Source organism: Phaeobacter sp. CECT 5382 (genome assembly GCF_001457775.1).
GTDB lineage: Bacteria > Pseudomonadota > Alphaproteobacteria > Rhodobacterales > Rhodobacteraceae > Pseudophaeobacter.
The window spans coordinates 239899-255418 of record NZ_CYSG01000001.1; the positions used below are offsets into that span (position 1 = coordinate 239899).

The following is a 15520-nucleotide window of genomic DNA, read 5'->3' on the forward strand; positions in this document are numbered from 1 at the left end:
CGTGACCCGGACGTTTCGCTAACCTATAAGCCAGTTAGGTTGGAAATCTTGTTGCCTTGCTTAGACTGCCTTAGAGACTAAGGCTTATTCTCAGATTTCCGGTTCCACAAAATGACCCTTCGCCTCCTAACCCTTACTCTCCTTCTCCTCTATCCCATCGCCTGGTTTGCGCCTCTGATGCGCGCAGGGCTGTTGCCAATCTTTGGCCTCAGCGAAATCTCTGTCATCACCGGCCTGCAATCGCTCTGGACCAGCGACGCGGCTTTGGCTCTGATCGTCACTTTCTTTGCGATCTTCGCCCCATACCTCAAAACCATCGGCCTAGCCCTGGTTCAATGGGGCCTGCTGGATCCACGCGCGCAACCGGTGCTGCATGTGCTTGGCAAGCTCGCCATGGCTGACATATTTCTGATTGCACTTTACATCACCCTCGCCAAAGGCATCGGCTACGCCACGATCGAAATCGCCTGGGGCCTTTACATGTTTACCGCCTGCATTGTTGCCTCCCTCGTGCTCGGCCTGCTGACCGAACGCCACTTGCGGTCTTTGGCAGGTCAATGACGACGCCCTGCCTTTGGCAGGGTTGAAAATCATTGAGGCGGCAAAGAGCGGCTATAACCTCGAACTGGCGCCTTCGGGGCAGATCTGCCCCTGAAGCGCCTCTCAGCAGATCCTTCTTTTGCGCCGCGTCAGCGGCGCTCGGCCCAACAGGAGCGGATCATCTGGAATGATCCAACGACGGGCGGGAGCGCGCGGCTGCTAAAGCAAAACCACACTTGAACAAATACGGAACATCAGGCAGAACATCCCCATGGCAAAAACAAAATCCTTCTCCTGTTCGGCCTGTGGCGCGAGCTTTTCCAAATGGTCCGGTCGCTGCGAAGGCTGCGGCGAATGGAACACCATCGTCGAAGACAAGGGCCTCTCTTCTGGTGGGCCCGCCAAGAAATCGCTTGGCATGCGGCGTGGCAAGACCATTCCTTTGTCTGATCTGTCGACCGAAGAGGCCCCACCACCACGCGCCACCTGCGGTGTTGGCGAACTTGATCGCGTTCTTGGCGGCGGGCTGGTTGCGGCATCTGCCATTCTGGTCGGTGGCGACCCTGGGATTGGCAAATCAACCCTGCTGTTGCAGGCCGCTGCCCGCTTTGCTCAGGCAGGAGTGAAAACCATCTATGTCTCGGGCGAGGAAGCCTCGGCGCAGGTGCGCATGCGGGCACAGCGCCTGGGGCTGGCGCAGGCACCGGTGCAGCTGGCGGCCGAAACCAACCTGCGCAATATTCTCACCACGCTGGAGGCCGAAAAGCCGCAGCTGGCCATCATCGATTCCATTCAGACCATGTGGGCCGATCACGTGGACAGCGCGCCGGGGTCTGTCAGTCAGGTGCGCGCCGCAGCACATGAACTTACCACCTTTGCCAAAAGCCAAGGCATTTCGATCATCATGGTCGGCCATGTCACCAAGGACGGCCAGATTGCTGGCCCCCGTGTGGTCGAACATATGGTCGATACCGTGCTCTACTTTGAAGGCGAGCGCGGCCACCAATTCCGGATCCTGCGCGCGGTGAAAAACCGCTTTGGCCCGGCAGATGAAATCGGCGTCTTTGAAATGACCGGAGCGGGCCTCTCAGAGGTGACAAATCCTTCGGCGCTGTTTTTGTCCGATCGTGGTGAGCCCTCGCCCGGCTCGGTGGTTTTCGCAGGCATCGAAGGCACCCGCCCGGTGCTGGTCGAGATGCAGGCACTGGTCGCCCCCTCGCCACATTCGCAACCGCGCCGCGCCGTTGTGGGTTGGGACAGTTCGCGTCTGGCGATGATTCTCGCGGTGCTGGAGGCGCGCTGCGGCATTCCTTTTGCCGGGCTTGATGTCTATCTCAACGTGGCCGGCGGCATGAAAATCACCGAACCCGCCGCAGATCTTGCCGTGGCCGCCGCGCTTCTTAGTGCGCGCGAGGACGTCACCCTTCCAGCCAATACGGCCGTTTTTGGAGAAATATCGCTGTCAGGGGCGCTTCGTCCGGCACCACAGACAGAAAACCGGTTGAAAGAAGCGCAAAAACTTGGTTTCACCTCTGCAATTGCTCCAAGTGGTGGCAAATCTGTTTCGATCAAGGGTCTTGGCCTGCGCCAGGCCTCGGATTTGACCGGATTTGTTGGCGAATTCTTTGGAGCCGGCTAGAGTTGCCGAAATTTTGTTGAAGGCTAACGGGCGAGGGATATGGACGGTTTCACCATTATTGACGGGGTCGTAGCCCTGGTCATCGTATTATCGGCACTTCTGGCCTATTCGCGCGGTTTCGTCCGCGAGGCCATGGCCATTGCAGGCTGGATCGCAGCCGGCGTTCTTGCCTTTATGTTTGCCCCACAAGTGGAGCCGCTGATGGCGGAGATTCCGGTGATTGGCGAATTCATTGCTGACAGTTGCGAATTGTCGATCATTGCCGCCTTTGCTGCCGTCTTTGCGGTGGCGCTGATTGTGGTGTCGTTCTTCACGCCTCTGTTTTCATCGCTGGTCCAGCGTTCGGCCCTGGGTGGGCTTGATCAGGGGGCCGGCTTCTTCTTCGGCGTCTTGCGGGGTATCCTGCTCGTGGCGATAGCGTTCTTCCTCTATAATGTTGTGATGACTGGGCAGAGCTTCACAATTGTTGACGAAAGCCGCTCTGCGGTGGTGTTTGAGCGGATGATTGGCAAAATCGAAGACCGCAATCCCGAACAGGCACTTGGCTGGGTCACACAGCAATATGAGGCGCTGATCGGTTCCTGCGGCAGCTAAGCCATCATCTGTTTACCAAAACACATCAAAGACAGATCCATCAGGGCGCCATATTGGCGCCCTTTTTTCATGGTCGGACAATGGCTTCTCCACGTGACCACCACATTCTCTGCGACCTTAGCTCCAACAGGTTAACGCGCTCCGTTAACGATTAAGACTTTGTTAACCAGAGAGAATCAAAGACGTTTCTGATTTTGGCTCTGCCTCCCGCAGGGCCTCTGATTCTTAACAATTCCTCACCTGACCGGCGCCAAAGGTTAACAATCACCCAGAAAAACGAGGTTTTGTCGCCAAAAAACACCCCAAGATCGAAATTGGCCGCACCCCTGCCCCATTTCCGTCCCAATTCGGGGGCCACATAGGCTCAACACCGCCAAAATGGCATTTGCGCTCAGAAGGGACGACACCATGTTTCTGGATCACTTCAACTCTTTCGCCGATTTTCAGCCGGCGGGCCTTCTGTTGGATTTTCCCTTGGTGCAGCCAGAGCCCGCGCCAAAGGCCCCTGCTCGTAGCCGCACCGGTGGTTTCCTGCCGGATACGCTGGTCGAAACCGACCGCGGCTTTTTGCAGGCCCGCGACGTAAAGCCCGGTGACATGGTCTACACTTTTGACGGTGGCAGCCAGGAAGTTGTCAGCCTGCGCCACGCGGTTCCACGTATGACCACCCTGATGCATGTTCCCGCCGGCGCCCTTGGCAACGATTGTGACCTGAGCCTGCCCGCTGACCAGATGGTAGCACTGGAAATCGATGCGGTAGAACGTCTGTTTGGTCTGCCGCTTGTTCTGGTCAAATTGATCTCGCTGGCCGGATACAATGGTATCAAGGCTGTGGCCCCGGAACGCCTTGGTCGTATCCATATCGAATGTGCCGAAGAAGAGCTGATCTGGGCTGAAAGCGGCATGCTGATGCAGGCTGGTGAAGGCGGTGATGAAGGCGCGTTCAAAGTGCTGTCCCTGTCCGAAACCCGCCAAATCCTTGCCAGCGAAGAAGGTCGCGCCCTGGCCATGACCGGCATCGAAGAGGAAGATGCCCGTTACCCCGATCTGTTGCAGGAACTGCTGTCGGGCCCCAAAGCCGCGTAATGCCATATCCGGTCTATGGGCTCTCGTCAGCGAGACCCTCTCCCGGGACCTCGAACTCCCCAATCCCCACTTGCGCCGCCTGTCAAAAAGCGGCGCTTTTTTTGAATGGCGGACCAAAAGCCCAGCCTCATCGCCAAAACCCGGTGTGAAATCCGCTCTGATACGGCGTGCGCTGCATTGATACAGGTGCAATGCACCAAATGACGCAGAAAAAACGCCGCTTTCTTCTGTATTCCAACGCCCAACCAAGCTAGGAAGCGCGTGCAGGGCTGCAGGGTGTCCGCTGACACGACAGCAACCGATGAGCAACGCTACAGTGAAATTGGAGCCATTCAATGTGCGGGATTTTGGGGATCGCAAGCCGACAAGACGAGGTCTTTGCGGAACTTTATGACGGGTTGCTGATGCTGCAACATCGCGGCCAAGATGCATCTGGCATCGTGACCTATACCGGCGAATTCTTTCGCGAACGCAAGGCCAATGGCCTGGTCAAGGATGTCTTTGGGGCCTCGGATGCAGAAACCCTGACCGGCAAGGTTGGGATCGGCCATGTGCGCTATCCAACCGCAGGCTCACTCAGCGCGTCTGAAGCTCAGCCGTTTTTCGTCAACGCACCCTATGGTATCTATTTGGTCCATAACGGAAATATCACAAATACGGCCGAGCAGCGCGAAAAAGTTACCGCCAAATACAGCCGTCACCTGCGCACCACATCGGATTCAGAAATCCTGTTGAACGTGCTGGCCGACAAGGTCTCGGACAGCATAAAGGTCAACGGCACCATGGACCCGATCCGTAACCTCTTTACCGGGGTGAAGATGACCATGGAGCGTATTCAGGGTGCCTATTCGGTGATCTGTCTGGTGGCGGGTGTCGGCATGCTGGCCTTTCGTGACCCCCATGGCATTCGCCCACTTTCCATCGCCAAGCGCGCGGTTGAGGGCAAAGGCGACGACTATGCCTTTGCCTCGGAAGACGTCGCCTTTGGCATCAACGGTTTTGAAAAACTGCGCGATGTGAACCCCGGCGAGGCGATTCTGATCGACCTGGAGGGCAATATGCACAGCTTCCAGGCGGTCGAGGGCAAGCTGAGCCCCTGTATTTTTGAATATGTCTATCTGGCCCGTCCCGATTCGATGCTCGATGGGATTTCTGTCTACAAGACCCAGCTGCGCATGGGGCAGACATTGGCCCAGCAGATCATTGAGGCCGACCTTGAGATCGATAGCATTATTCCAGTGCCCGATTCCGCCCGCCCCGTTGCACTGGAAGTGGCGAACTCCCTCGGCATCCGTTACCGCGAGGGCCTGGTGAAGAATCGCTATATCGGTCGGACCTTCATTATGCCGGGTCAAGCAGAACGGCAGAAATCGGTGCGCCGCAAGCTGAACGCCATTCCCCTGGAAATGAAGGGTCTCAATATTCTGCTGATCGATGATTCCATCGTCCGCGGCAACACTATCCAGAAGATCGTTCAGATGTGCCGCGATGCTGGCGCCAAGAAGGTCTATATCGCATCCGCCTCGCCGCCGGTTAAATACCCCAATGTCTATGGCATCGACATGCCTACCAAACACGAGTTGATCGCAGATGGGCGCACCACCGAAGAAATTCGCGAAGAGCTGGGGGCTGATGCGCTGATTTATCAGCGGCTTGAGGACCTGATCTGGGCCGCCCATGAAGGCAACAAGGAGATCAGCACCTTTGACTGCTCCTGTTTCGACGGCAAATATGTTACCGGCAGCGTCAGCGAGGATTATCTGAATTCGCTCGAAACCAGCGGCCGTGTCAGTGCTAAAATCAAGGACATGCCTGCACAGGGCGAATCCTGGAACAGCATGAAACTGGCGACCTGAGCCCATCCGTTTGCCTGTTTGAGGCTGGGGTTTGATATCACTGCCAAAGCAGGCTATGAGAGCCGCCAACGTCATTCGGGAGAGGCGCTGATCCACAAGATCGGCGCCTTTCCTTTGTTTTTGCTGCCCGGGGTCCGGGCCACTTGAAAGATCCCATCCTTGGACGCTCTTCTTGCCCGTATGCTGACTTCCTCGCGCCAATGCCGCTGTTGTGGTGCGACCTTTGCTCAGCTTCTCAGCCTCAGCTGCGATCGCCCCGACCTCTGCTCAGAGGATCTGGTTGTGCAGGACAACTCGGCCATTCTGGGACAATCCGGTGATGTGTTGACGGATGATTTCTGCCGCTTGGGCGATCTGCGCTTCGTCCGCGCGGTTCTGGCGATCCCCCTGGCAGATAGCGGCGGCGAGGAGTTTATCCTTGGCACCTGGGCCAATCTCGGCACCGAGGATTTTGACGCCTATCTTGACCTGCTCGACATGCAGGAAACCGAAAGCCTCGGCAGCCGGCCGGCCTGGCTCGCCAATGCTATCCCACCTGACAACAGCACGCCGGTCGCCTGCATGTTGCACATGCGTCCCGAAGGGCAATACCCGGAACTGCAGGTTTCCGAACCCAATCATCCGCTGTCGACGCTGCAACATGCCGGGGCGCAGCTCGAAGAGCTGTTAGAGCTGCTGCATGCCTATGGGCATGATCTTGCCTCTCTGGTTTATGATTCCTGATCACAGTTCCAAGAGTCTAAAGCCCAAAATCAGAACCGACATCTTCCTTTCAAAGGGCTCTCATCGCACGTCGGGAGGGAAGCCCAGATTGGGCCTCACCCTCTGGGAGTAATCCCTGCCTGACATCGGCGAACCCTTGCCAATTTCAGCACGGATCACGCAAAGCATTGCCGATGCAAAGCAGAGGCATGTGGCGCGATCCATGGGTGCTCTGGCGCCTGCTCGTCCGGACTGATAGCTGCCAGCGGCATCAAGGGTCAGCCCGGCGCAAGCTCAGGGACCTTGCCCCTTTAACCCTGTTCCTGTCGCCTTTTGTGCCAGGCTCATAAAGCAAGAAAACGATGACAAACAGAACCGCTGCCCAGACACGTGATGTCAGAACTCCCGGAAATGTTGCAGGCCAGGCCACGCAGACCAGTGCTCTGGATCGCAAGAGCCTCAACCTACTGGGGCTCTTTGGGCCCAAGGATGATCTTCAGGCGCTGGTGCGTTTGCCCAATGGACGGCTCAAGACGGTCAAGACCGGTAGCCGCATTTCGCGCAGCACGGTTCTGGGGATTGATGCTGAAGGGATGATCCTCGAAAAGTCCGGCAAGAGCCAGCGCATCGCGATCCCCGGCAGCTAGCCGCATGCCAGCTGCCCTGAACAGTCACAGCTGCTGCTGCGCCAAGATGGAGGCTTGACCCCTCGACGCAAGCGGATCAAAAGGCTGGTTATGACACAGAAACTCGCTCTTATTACCGGTGCATCACGCGGGCTGGGTGCAGCCCTCGCCGAAGCCCTCGCCCCGACCCATCACATTGTCGCCGTGGCCCGGACCACTGGTGCCCTAGAAGAGCTCGACGACCGGATCAAGGTGGCTGGCGGCTCTGCCACCCTGGCGCCCATGGATATCACCGTGCCCGAAGCCATGGCTACCCTTTGCCGGGGCATCCATGACCGCTGGGGACAGCTTGATCTGTGGCTGCACAGCGCCATTCATGCAGCCCCCCTTAGCCCCGCGTCGTCGGTGGCTGTCAAGGACTGGACCAAATCCATCGCAGTGAATGCCACTGCGCCTTCGGTTCTCATCCCCTATATCGCGCCCCTACTCGGGCAGCATGGGCGGGCCGTGTTCTTTGATGATCCGCGCGCCGGTGAGAAATTCTTTGGCGCCTATGGTGCCAGCAAGGCCGCGCAGATCGCGCTCGCGCGCAGCTGGCAGGCAGAAACGGTGAAAACCGGACCACAGGTTAAAATCCTGTCGCCACAGCCAATGCCAACCGCCATTCGCGCGCGGTTCTTTCCAGGTGAAGACCGCAGCCCGCTGACCGATATTCACAGCGAAGCCGCCCGTCTTCTGCCAGAGATCCTCGCCGAGGATTAATACCAGACGGAACCTCACGGCTCCTCACAGGGTCTGGTTTCCCATACGGCCTAGGCTCCCAGCTCCCCTCCAGCGAGGGCTCTCATCAATATCGAGGCACGCACCATGAGGGCTCGGGCCTAGTGTTGCCATCCCCTGGTGCGATCCCCCTTCGGCTCCGCTCCATCACGCAACCTGTGGCACGTCTACCCGTTCTCTGTGCTCTTGCAGGCAACTAGCCTGTCGAAAGGCTTGCCCCCTTTTCGCCCAAAGCCTATTCAGTTCAAAACAACTGTCAGGGGGCCTTATGCGCATTCTCATCACCAATGACGACGGTATCAACGCTCCGGGCCTTGCGGTTCTCGAGGCAATCGCCCATGATCTCGCCGGTCCCGACGGTGAAGTCTGGACCGTAGCCCCCGCCTTTGAGCAGTCCGGCGTCGCGCATTGTATCAGCTATACACGCCCTTCGATGCTGGGTGAGCTGGCCCCGCGCCGCTTTGCCGCCGAAGGCTCGCCTGCGGACTGCGTGCTGGGCGGCATTCACGTTGCCATGAAAGACACGCGCCCCGATCTGGTTCTGTCAGGCATCAACCGCGGCAACAATTCCGCCGAGAATGCCCTTTATTCGGGCACTCTGGGTGGTGCAATGGAAGCGGCGTTGCAGGGCATTCCCGCCATGGCTCTGTCGCAGTATTTCGGCCCGCACAACCGGGATCTGGAAAACCCGTTTGAGGCTTCAGCCCAGCATGGCGCAGACCTCATTCGCAAAATTCTGGCAGCTGCCCCGGACGAAGACCAGGACTACCGCCTGTTTTACAACATTAACTTCCCCCCGGTGCCCGCCGATGCCGTCAAAGGCACCCGCGTGGTGCGTCAGGGCTTTCGGCGTGGAAGCCATTTCTCCGCCGAAGAGCAGATCTCGCCCAACGGGCGGCGTTATCTCTGGATCCGCGGCGGCGATCAGCAGGTACACACAGCACCTGACACCGATGCAAGCGTCAATCTGGACGGCTACATATCAGTGACGCCCATGCGCGCCGACCTGACGGCAGATGATGCGCTCGACAGGTTCAAGGGCATCGAATGAGCGGCCCCAACCCGGAAACAAAGATGCAGTTTCTGTTTGCCCTGCGCTCTCGCGGGGTGACAGATTCCAAAGTGCTCGAGGCGATGGAGCAGATCGACCGCGGCCCCTTCGTGCGTGGGATCTTTTCCGACCGCGCCTATGAGGACACGCCGCTGCCAATTGCCTGTGGTCAGACGATCTCGCAGCCCTCGGTGGTCGGATTGATGACCCAGGCCTTGCAGGTCTCTCCCCGCGACACGGTGCTGGAGGTTGGTACCGGCTCCGGCTATCAGGCCGCAATTCTCGCCAAACTTGCACGGCGTGTCTACACTATTGACCGGCACGCCCGCTTGGTGCGCGAGGCCCGGATGATCTTTGAAGGCATGCAGCTGGCCAATATCACCTCGCTTGTGGGGGATGGCAGTTTCGGCCTGCCAGATCAGGCACCTTTTGACCGCATCATCGTGACCGCCGCCGCCGAAGACCCGCCCGGCCCTTTGCTGGCACAGCTGAAACCCGGTGGCATCATGGTTGTGCCCGTGGGCCAGTCCGACACGGTGCAGACCCTGATCCGCGTGCGCAAAACCGATGATGGGCTGGACTATGATGAGCTGCGCCCGGTGCGCTTTGTGCCCTTGCTCGAAGGTCTGGGCAAAGAGGGCTGAGGCAAAGGCGCCTTAAATTGCGGCAAAGGCGCGCCGATTATGCAGCTCACCGTAAAAGACCATTGACGGCAGCGAGCCCGCAGGCACAAGAGGCACAAAGCCTTGCTGGGATTGCCTTGCCAGGATCGCCCGGACAGAAATTGAGGACAGTACTATGACAGGCAGCCCAAAACTTCGCTCCGCACCGGTCCGGATGGCGCTGGTGACCCTTCCATTGCTAGCTGTGCTGGCGGGCTGCGAGAACCCGTTGGACTATGATCTGCGCGGCCAGATCGGCGGGTTCAACACCACTCAGGCGGCGCAGAGTGCCACCTCGAACCGGCCGACGCCGGATGCACGTGGTCTGATCACCTACCCCTCTTATCAGGTTGCGGTTGCCCAGCGGGGCGACAAGGTTAGCGATCTGGCCGCCCGTATCGGCCTACCGGCAGGGGAAATTGCCAAATTCAACGGCATGCAACCCAGCGACCCGCTGCGCAAAGGCGAAGTCCTGGCCCTGCCGCGTCGCGCGCCTACGGCCGCCAACAGTGCCGCTGGCAAAGCCAATCCCGGTGCTGTCGATATCGCCGCCCTGGCTGGCACTGCCATCGACAGCGCACCTGCTACCTCACCGAACCCCGGCTCGGTGACCACAACCGAAATCCAGCCAAAACCGCAGGTAAAGCCGGTAAAAGTGCAGGCCGGACCAGAGCCTGTCCGCCACAAGGTGGTACGCGGTGAAACCGCCTATACCATTTCGCGCCTCTATCAGGTGCCGGTCAAATCCCTGGCAGAATGGAACGGTCTGGGCAGTGATTTCGCCATCCGCGAAGGCCAGCACCTGATGATCCCACTCAAGGACCAGAGCCCGGCCCGCACCCCTGCTGCCGCCACCTCCACCACAGCCCCGGGCGAAGGGTCGGCTACACCGACACCTCCCAGCGCCACCAAGCCTTTGCCGGAAGAAAACATTGCTCCTGCCGATGTTGCCGCTGAAACCCTGCCCACGGTGGATGTACCAGAACCCAGCCGCCCGAGCACGGCCGCCATGGCCTATCCGGTGCAGGGTAAAATCGTGAAAACCTACGCCAAAGGGCGCAGCGACGGCATTGATATCGCGGCAGCTGCAGGCGCGTCGGTCAAAGCGGCTGAAAGCGGCACCGTGGCGGTGATTACCAAGGATTCCGACAATATCCCGCTGATTGTCATTCGCCATGACCCAAAGCTTTCGACGATCTATTTCAACGTCGACAAGATTTCAGTCACCGAAGGCGATCAGGTCAAGCGCGGACAAACCATCGCCACGCTGCATGACTCACCACAGGCATTGTTGCATTTCGAAGTCCGAGACGGTTTCGACAGCCAGGATCCCCTGCTCTATCTGAACTGACCGTGCACCCTGAGCATCGGCGGACAGAATACCACTGGGCAGAGTCTCAATCAGGCAGAGTTTCAATCTTGCACTGCTCTGATAACATCCGGATTTTGTCGGATTCTGGCACCCGAGCGCCCGAGTTTGGACTGGCAGAGCCGGGAGATTTGGCGGCTCTGCCTGTAGCCGCCTAGCCCAAAGCGATCCCGTGTCGCCCGGCCAGATCGGTAAAAAACTGCCAAGCAACACGGCCCGATCGCGCGCCGCGTGTTGCCTGCCATTCTATCGCTTCCGCAATCATCACTTCGCGATCCACATCAACGCCGTGGGCAAGGCAATAGCCTGAAATCATTTCGAGATATTCATCCTGATCGCAAGGGTGGAAGCCCAGCCACAAGCCAAATCGGTCACTGAGAGAGACCTTTTCTTCGACCGCCTCGGAGGGGTTGATGGCGCTGGATCGCTCGTTCTCGATCATGTCGCGCGGCATCAGGTGTCGGCGGTTGGATGTAGCGTAGAACACCACATTTTCGGGACGACCTTTGATACCGCCATCCAGTACCGCCTTCAGGCTTTTGTAGTGCTGATCATCATGGCTAAACGACAGATCATCACAAAACAGGATAAAGCGATGCGGTGCCTTGCGCAGATGGTTCAGCAATCGCGCCACCGAGGGCAGATCTTCCCGCTGCAGCTCCACCAGTTTGAGCTCCCTATGATCATCCGCCAGCAAGGCACCGTGGATAGCCTTGACCAGGCTCGACTTGCCCATGCCACGTGCGCCCCACAACAGGGCATTGTTGGCTGCGTCGCCGCGGGCAAACCTTCGTGTATTTTCAAGCAGCGTATCGCGAGAGCGGTTGATCCCGACCAAGAGATCCAAATCGACGCGGTTGATCTTGGCAACCGGCTCCAGTCGATCGGGCTCAACATGCCAGACAAACGCCGAAGCTGCCTCAAAATCAGGGGCCGCAAGCGGTGCCGGCGCCATGCGCTCAAGTGCTTCGGCTATGCGGGTCAATGTGGTCTGGTCCATGGGTGTCTCCGTCGTTTACCGGTCGGACAAAGCATGTCTGAAGCTGAGCAACAAGCCTCTGAGCAGGAAGACCGGCCATTCGAGCGGGATCGGAAGTTTATGTTCGCGACGGCACTGCAGATTGCCGCAGCAAGATCTCATCAAATCCTCAGATTGCTACCCTGCTAATTCTCAACCTTGGGCAAAACCGTCGAACCGGCCAGCTGCCCTGCCTCTGCCAATCGGCGCCCCATGCGGTTTGTTGGCTTTTCAACCAAAAGATAGGTGCCGGTCGAAAGCGCGACGGTCACGCTATAGACCACAAGGAACTGCGCCAGCCCGGCCTGCGGTAACAGTGCAAACCCCTGCATCACTTGCAAAACCAGCATGTGGAGCAAATAGATACTGTAGCTGATCGATCCCAGAAACAGCATCGGCGGCAGTGTCAGGGGCCGGGTCAGCCAGGCCACGCGTTGCGGTGTTGCCCAGACGATCATTGCGGCTGTGGACAGCGCCAGAAGTTCAGAACGTCCGCCGAAATCCAACAAAAGCGCCGTCAGAAACACCAGCACCGCGCCCCCAATCCAGAACGCGGCCCGACCAGAGCCCCCCTCGGCAAAACGCTCGCGCAGATAGAATGCCGCTGCGCCAACAACAAACAAATGCCCATGCGCGATTGGCGACCATTTGATGGGCTGCGAGGTGCCAAACAGCTGTTTTGATGCATAAGACAGCCCCCCGGTCAGAACCAGCAGCACCAGAATACCGCCGACCGCTTTGGGAATGCTTTTGGTAAAATGCAGCAGCAGAGGCAGACAGACGTACCAAAATACTTCGATCGGGATGGTCCATTCCACGCCAAGAAGGGAATTTGCCACGCGATAATCCAGATAGCTCAACATACTTAGATGCATGAGGAAATTATAGAGATCCGGCTGAGACCCCAACTCCTGCATCCAATACGGCAAGGCAAAGGCCCCTGTCCGCCACAGCAGGATGGCGACGGCAATCGCCAGCCAATACAGCGGCACGATGCGCAGGATCCGGCGAGTCAGGTAGCTCTGATAGTTTTTGGCCTCGGTGAAAGTTCTGGCAATGGTATAGCCGGAGATCACAAAAAAGATGTCGACGCCGTATTTCCCGGCACTGGTGATTGCCTGCCCAAGCGCGCCAAAATTGACCAATGCTCCGGTATGGATCATGACAACCATTGTCGCTGCCAGCGCCCGTAGCCCGGTAATGAAATCAGTGTCTCCATAAAACCGGAGAATTCGCGGCGCATCAGACAAAGCTATGGTCCTCAATTGTAATTCTGCTCTGCTAGAGGCCGAAACGCCCAAAGCCTGGTGCCGCCGAAGGCTTGGCTAGCCCCCTAAAACAAAAGACTGCGCGCCTGTTGCGGCGCGCAGTCTAGTCACTCTTTTCAATCGGATTACTTGTCGTCATCCTCGTCGAATTCGGCCATCAGAGGATCTTCGTCTTCATCATCATAGTAGCCTTCCGCCCGCAGCTTTTCTTCGCGCTTGGTCTCAACCCGGCGCACCAGGAAGATCGAGATCTCGTAGAGCCCGTAGACCACCACAAACAGAATGACCTGGGTGATAACATCCGGTGGCGTGACCAATGCGGCCAGAACCAGAATGGCGACCACCGCATATTTACGCACAGCCCCCAAACCATCCGCACTGACCAAACCAGCCTTGCCCATCAGTGTCAGCAGAACCGGCAGCTGGAAACACATGCCAAAGGCCACGATGAACTTGATCGTAAGGTTCAGATACTCCTGTGCGGAGCCTTGAAATACCACGCTCAGCGGGGCCGCACCGGTTTCCGCCACGGCTTCGCCTTCGGTACCAAACTGTTGGAACCCAAGGAAGAAATCATAGGCCAGAGGTGTCACCACGAAAAAGGCAAAGCTGGCGCCAAGCAGGAACATGAAAGGCGAAGCTACCAGGAAGGGCAAAAAGGCTCCCTTTTCGTTCTTGTAGAGCCCCGGCGCCACAAACCGCCACATCTGCATCGCGATATAGGGAAAGCTAAGGATCAGACCGCCCAGCAGCGAGACCTTGATCGCAACAAAAAAGCCTTCCTGCGGCGAGATGAAGATCAGATCACAATCCTGGCCACGCTCCGACAGCACCTGACACAAAGGTGCCGTGAGAAAGTTGAAGATCGGCGTCGCCACGGTGAAACAGATGATCATGCCCACCAGAAAGGCCACAACCGAATGGATGAGCCGCGTGCGCAGCTCGGCCAGATGTTCGATCAATGGCGCGGTCGAATCTTCGACCTCTTCTGTCTGGCTCATGTTTTGGCCTCACTTCCTTCTGAGGGAGCCTCGCTTTCAGCTGGCGCTGCATCCAGCGCCGCCTCGGCGGCTTGAGCGTGCTCCATCGCCTCAGCAGCCTCGCGCGCTTTTCGCTCGGCGGCTGCACGTGCGGTGGATGCCTGAATTTTCTTGGCTTCCAGTGCCCGCTCCACTGCCATTTTGCCCGTCTCCGTCCCTGGCTTGAACGAGGTTGGGTCGATGGATTTGGTCGGATCGATAGATTTGGCCATATCCTGTGCCGCCTCTTTGACCCCGTCCATTGCGGTGTTCATCGGATTGGTCGCCGCCTTCAGCCCCTTGGCAACATCGCGCACGCCGCTTTCATCAGCGGCGTCATTCATCGCCTGGCTGAACTCGCGCGCCATGCCTTTGGCCTTGCCCACGAAACGGCCAACGCTGCGAAACAGCACCGGCAGGTCCTTGGGGCCGACGACGATCAGCGCGACCACGCCAATGACCAAGAGTTCGGTCCACCCAAGATCAAACATCGGCGCTTACGCCTTGTCTTTTTCGGTCGCCGTATCTGCGGCTGGTGTCACGTCCTTGGCCTCGTCTGCAACGTCAGCTGCATCCTGTTCCAGCTCGGCGGCACCTTCGTTGACGCCCTTCTTGAACGAGGTAATGCCTTTGCCGACTTCGCCCATGAGCGAGCTGATCTTGCCGCGACCAAACAGCACCAGAACCACAACAGCGATGAGAAGCAGGCCGGGAAGGCCGATATTATTGAGCATGTGAATCTCTCCTACACTTTTGCCAGCACGAACCTGTACCGGCACATTCTTGTCTGGCTTCAGGTTCTACGCCCCTGCAGCACAGGAGCAAAGGCCAGGGCTGCGTTCAGCACCTGCCGGATGGCCCAAAATTCTCTTTTTTCGCCCAGTCCGAAACACAACTGACAGGTTTGTGTCAGTTGCTACCCGCTATGTCCTGGCCATCAACATAAGGAGTTTGATATGACACAGACAGATACAGCCGCCGCCGAGACCGTCGCAGATGCCGTTGCCGAAACCGTGACCTTTCGGCTGAACACTGACGTCACAGCAGCCCAGTTCATTGCGCTGAGCAAGCAAAGCACAGATTTTGTTCGCGCCAATCCCGGCTTTGTCTTTCGCCGTCTCAGCGCAGGCGAGGATGGCAGCTGGACAGATACGGTGATCTGGAAGGACATGGAAACCGCACTTGAAGTCGCTGAAAGCTTTGGCAAACAGGATTTTGCCCCTGCCCTGATGGCGGCTATCAAGCCAGACAGTGTTCAAATCCGTCACGAGACCATTCACTGGACGTTGGCACCATCATAGCGTGGCCAT

The 15520-nt window shown here is 58.1% G+C and carries 17 protein-coding genes; 12 read left to right on the top strand and 5 right to left on the bottom strand.

What is annotated here, in order from left to right; translation table 11 throughout:
* Nucleotides 1–111 precede the first annotated feature (111 nt).
* The 11 genes from PH5382_RS01130 (at nucleotide 112) to PH5382_RS01180 (ending at nucleotide 10887) form a co-directional block, all read left to right on the top strand.
* A complete protein-coding gene (locus tag PH5382_RS01130) occupies nucleotides 112–561 on the top strand; it encodes a paraquat-inducible protein A (protein WP_058332495.1) in 450 nt (149 codons plus the stop codon).
* Between the two features lie 250 nt (nucleotides 562–811).
* A complete protein-coding gene (radA, locus tag PH5382_RS01135) occupies nucleotides 812–2179 on the top strand; it encodes a DNA repair protein RadA (protein WP_058332496.1) in 1368 nt (455 codons plus the stop codon).
* Nucleotides 2180–2218: 39 nt separating this feature from the next.
* Nucleotides 2219–2773, top strand: a complete 555-nt coding sequence (locus tag PH5382_RS01140) for a CvpA family protein (RefSeq protein WP_058332497.1) — start codon at nucleotides 2219–2221, stop codon at nucleotides 2771–2773.
* A gap of 408 nt (nucleotides 2774–3181) precedes the next feature.
* A complete protein-coding gene (locus PH5382_RS01145; RefSeq protein ID WP_058332498.1) occupies nucleotides 3182–3859 on the top strand; it encodes a Hint domain-containing protein in 678 nt (225 codons plus the stop codon).
* A gap of 335 nt (nucleotides 3860–4194) precedes the next feature.
* A complete protein-coding gene (gene purF / locus PH5382_RS01150) occupies nucleotides 4195–5715 on the top strand; it encodes an amidophosphoribosyltransferase (protein ID WP_058332499.1) in 1521 nt (506 codons plus the stop codon).
* Between the two features lie 180 nt (nucleotides 5716–5895).
* Complete coding sequence (locus PH5382_RS01155) at nucleotides 5896–6438, top strand: DUF2199 domain-containing protein (protein WP_058332500.1); 543 nt, start codon at nucleotides 5896–5898, stop codon at nucleotides 6436–6438.
* 341 nt (nucleotides 6439–6779) lie between these two features.
* On the top strand, nucleotides 6780–7064 hold the full coding sequence (locus PH5382_RS01160) for a hypothetical protein (RefSeq protein ID WP_058332501.1): 285 nt from the start codon (nucleotides 6780–6782) through the stop codon (nucleotides 7062–7064).
* A gap of 90 nt (nucleotides 7065–7154) precedes the next feature.
* Entirely contained in the window at nucleotides 7155–7805 is a 651-nt protein-coding gene (locus tag PH5382_RS01165; RefSeq protein ID WP_058332502.1) for an SDR family NAD(P)-dependent oxidoreductase, read from the top strand.
* A 286-nt stretch (nucleotides 7806–8091) separates the two neighbouring features.
* On the top strand, nucleotides 8092–8874 hold the full coding sequence (gene surE / locus PH5382_RS01170; RefSeq protein WP_058332503.1) for a 5'/3'-nucleotidase SurE: 783 nt from the start codon (nucleotides 8092–8094) through the stop codon (nucleotides 8872–8874).
* Nucleotides 8871–9518, top strand: coding sequence for a protein-L-isoaspartate(D-aspartate) O-methyltransferase (locus tag PH5382_RS01175; RefSeq protein ID WP_058332504.1), 648 nt, complete (start codon nucleotides 8871–8873; stop codon nucleotides 9516–9518). Before surE ends, PH5382_RS01175 begins: the two co-directional genes overlap by 4 nt.
* 154 nt (nucleotides 9519–9672) lie before the next feature.
* A complete protein-coding gene (locus PH5382_RS01180; RefSeq protein ID WP_058332505.1) occupies nucleotides 9673–10887 on the top strand; it encodes a peptidoglycan DD-metalloendopeptidase family protein in 1215 nt (404 codons plus the stop codon).
* A 172-nt stretch (nucleotides 10888–11059) separates the two neighbouring features.
* Here PH5382_RS01180 and PH5382_RS01185 read toward each other — a convergent pair whose 3' ends face one another.
* The 5 genes from PH5382_RS01185 to PH5382_RS01205 all read right to left on the bottom strand — a co-directional run bounded on the left by PH5382_RS01185 (nucleotide 11060) and on the right by PH5382_RS01205 (nucleotide 14944).
* Nucleotides 11060–11905: an ATP-binding protein gene (locus PH5382_RS01185; protein ID WP_058332506.1), complete on the bottom strand. Its 846-nt coding sequence runs from the start codon at nucleotides 11903–11905 to the stop codon at nucleotides 11060–11062.
* A gap of 164 nt (nucleotides 11906–12069) precedes the next feature.
* Nucleotides 12070–13173, bottom strand: coding sequence for an acyltransferase family protein (locus tag PH5382_RS01190; RefSeq protein WP_156414813.1), 1104 nt, complete (start codon nucleotides 13171–13173; stop codon nucleotides 12070–12072).
* A gap of 143 nt (nucleotides 13174–13316) precedes the next feature.
* Complete coding sequence (gene tatC, locus PH5382_RS01195; RefSeq protein ID WP_058332508.1) at nucleotides 13317–14192, bottom strand: twin-arginine translocase subunit TatC; 876 nt, start codon at nucleotides 14190–14192, stop codon at nucleotides 13317–13319.
* Nucleotides 14189–14701, bottom strand: coding sequence for a Sec-independent protein translocase protein TatB (gene tatB, locus PH5382_RS01200; RefSeq protein ID WP_058332509.1), 513 nt, complete (start codon nucleotides 14699–14701; stop codon nucleotides 14189–14191). Before tatB ends, tatC begins: the two co-directional genes overlap by 4 nt.
* Nucleotides 14702–14707: 6 nt before the next feature.
* Nucleotides 14708–14944 (bottom strand): twin-arginine translocase TatA/TatE family subunit, encoded by a 237-nt coding sequence (locus tag PH5382_RS01205; RefSeq protein ID WP_058332510.1) that lies wholly within the window; start codon nucleotides 14942–14944, stop codon nucleotides 14708–14710.
* Between the two features lie 222 nt (nucleotides 14945–15166).
* Between PH5382_RS01205 and PH5382_RS01210 the strand changes: the two genes are divergently transcribed.
* Nucleotides 15167–15511, top strand: a complete 345-nt coding sequence (locus PH5382_RS01210) for a hypothetical protein (RefSeq protein WP_058332511.1) — start codon at nucleotides 15167–15169, stop codon at nucleotides 15509–15511.
* The last annotated feature ends 9 nt before the right edge of the window (nucleotides 15512–15520 follow it).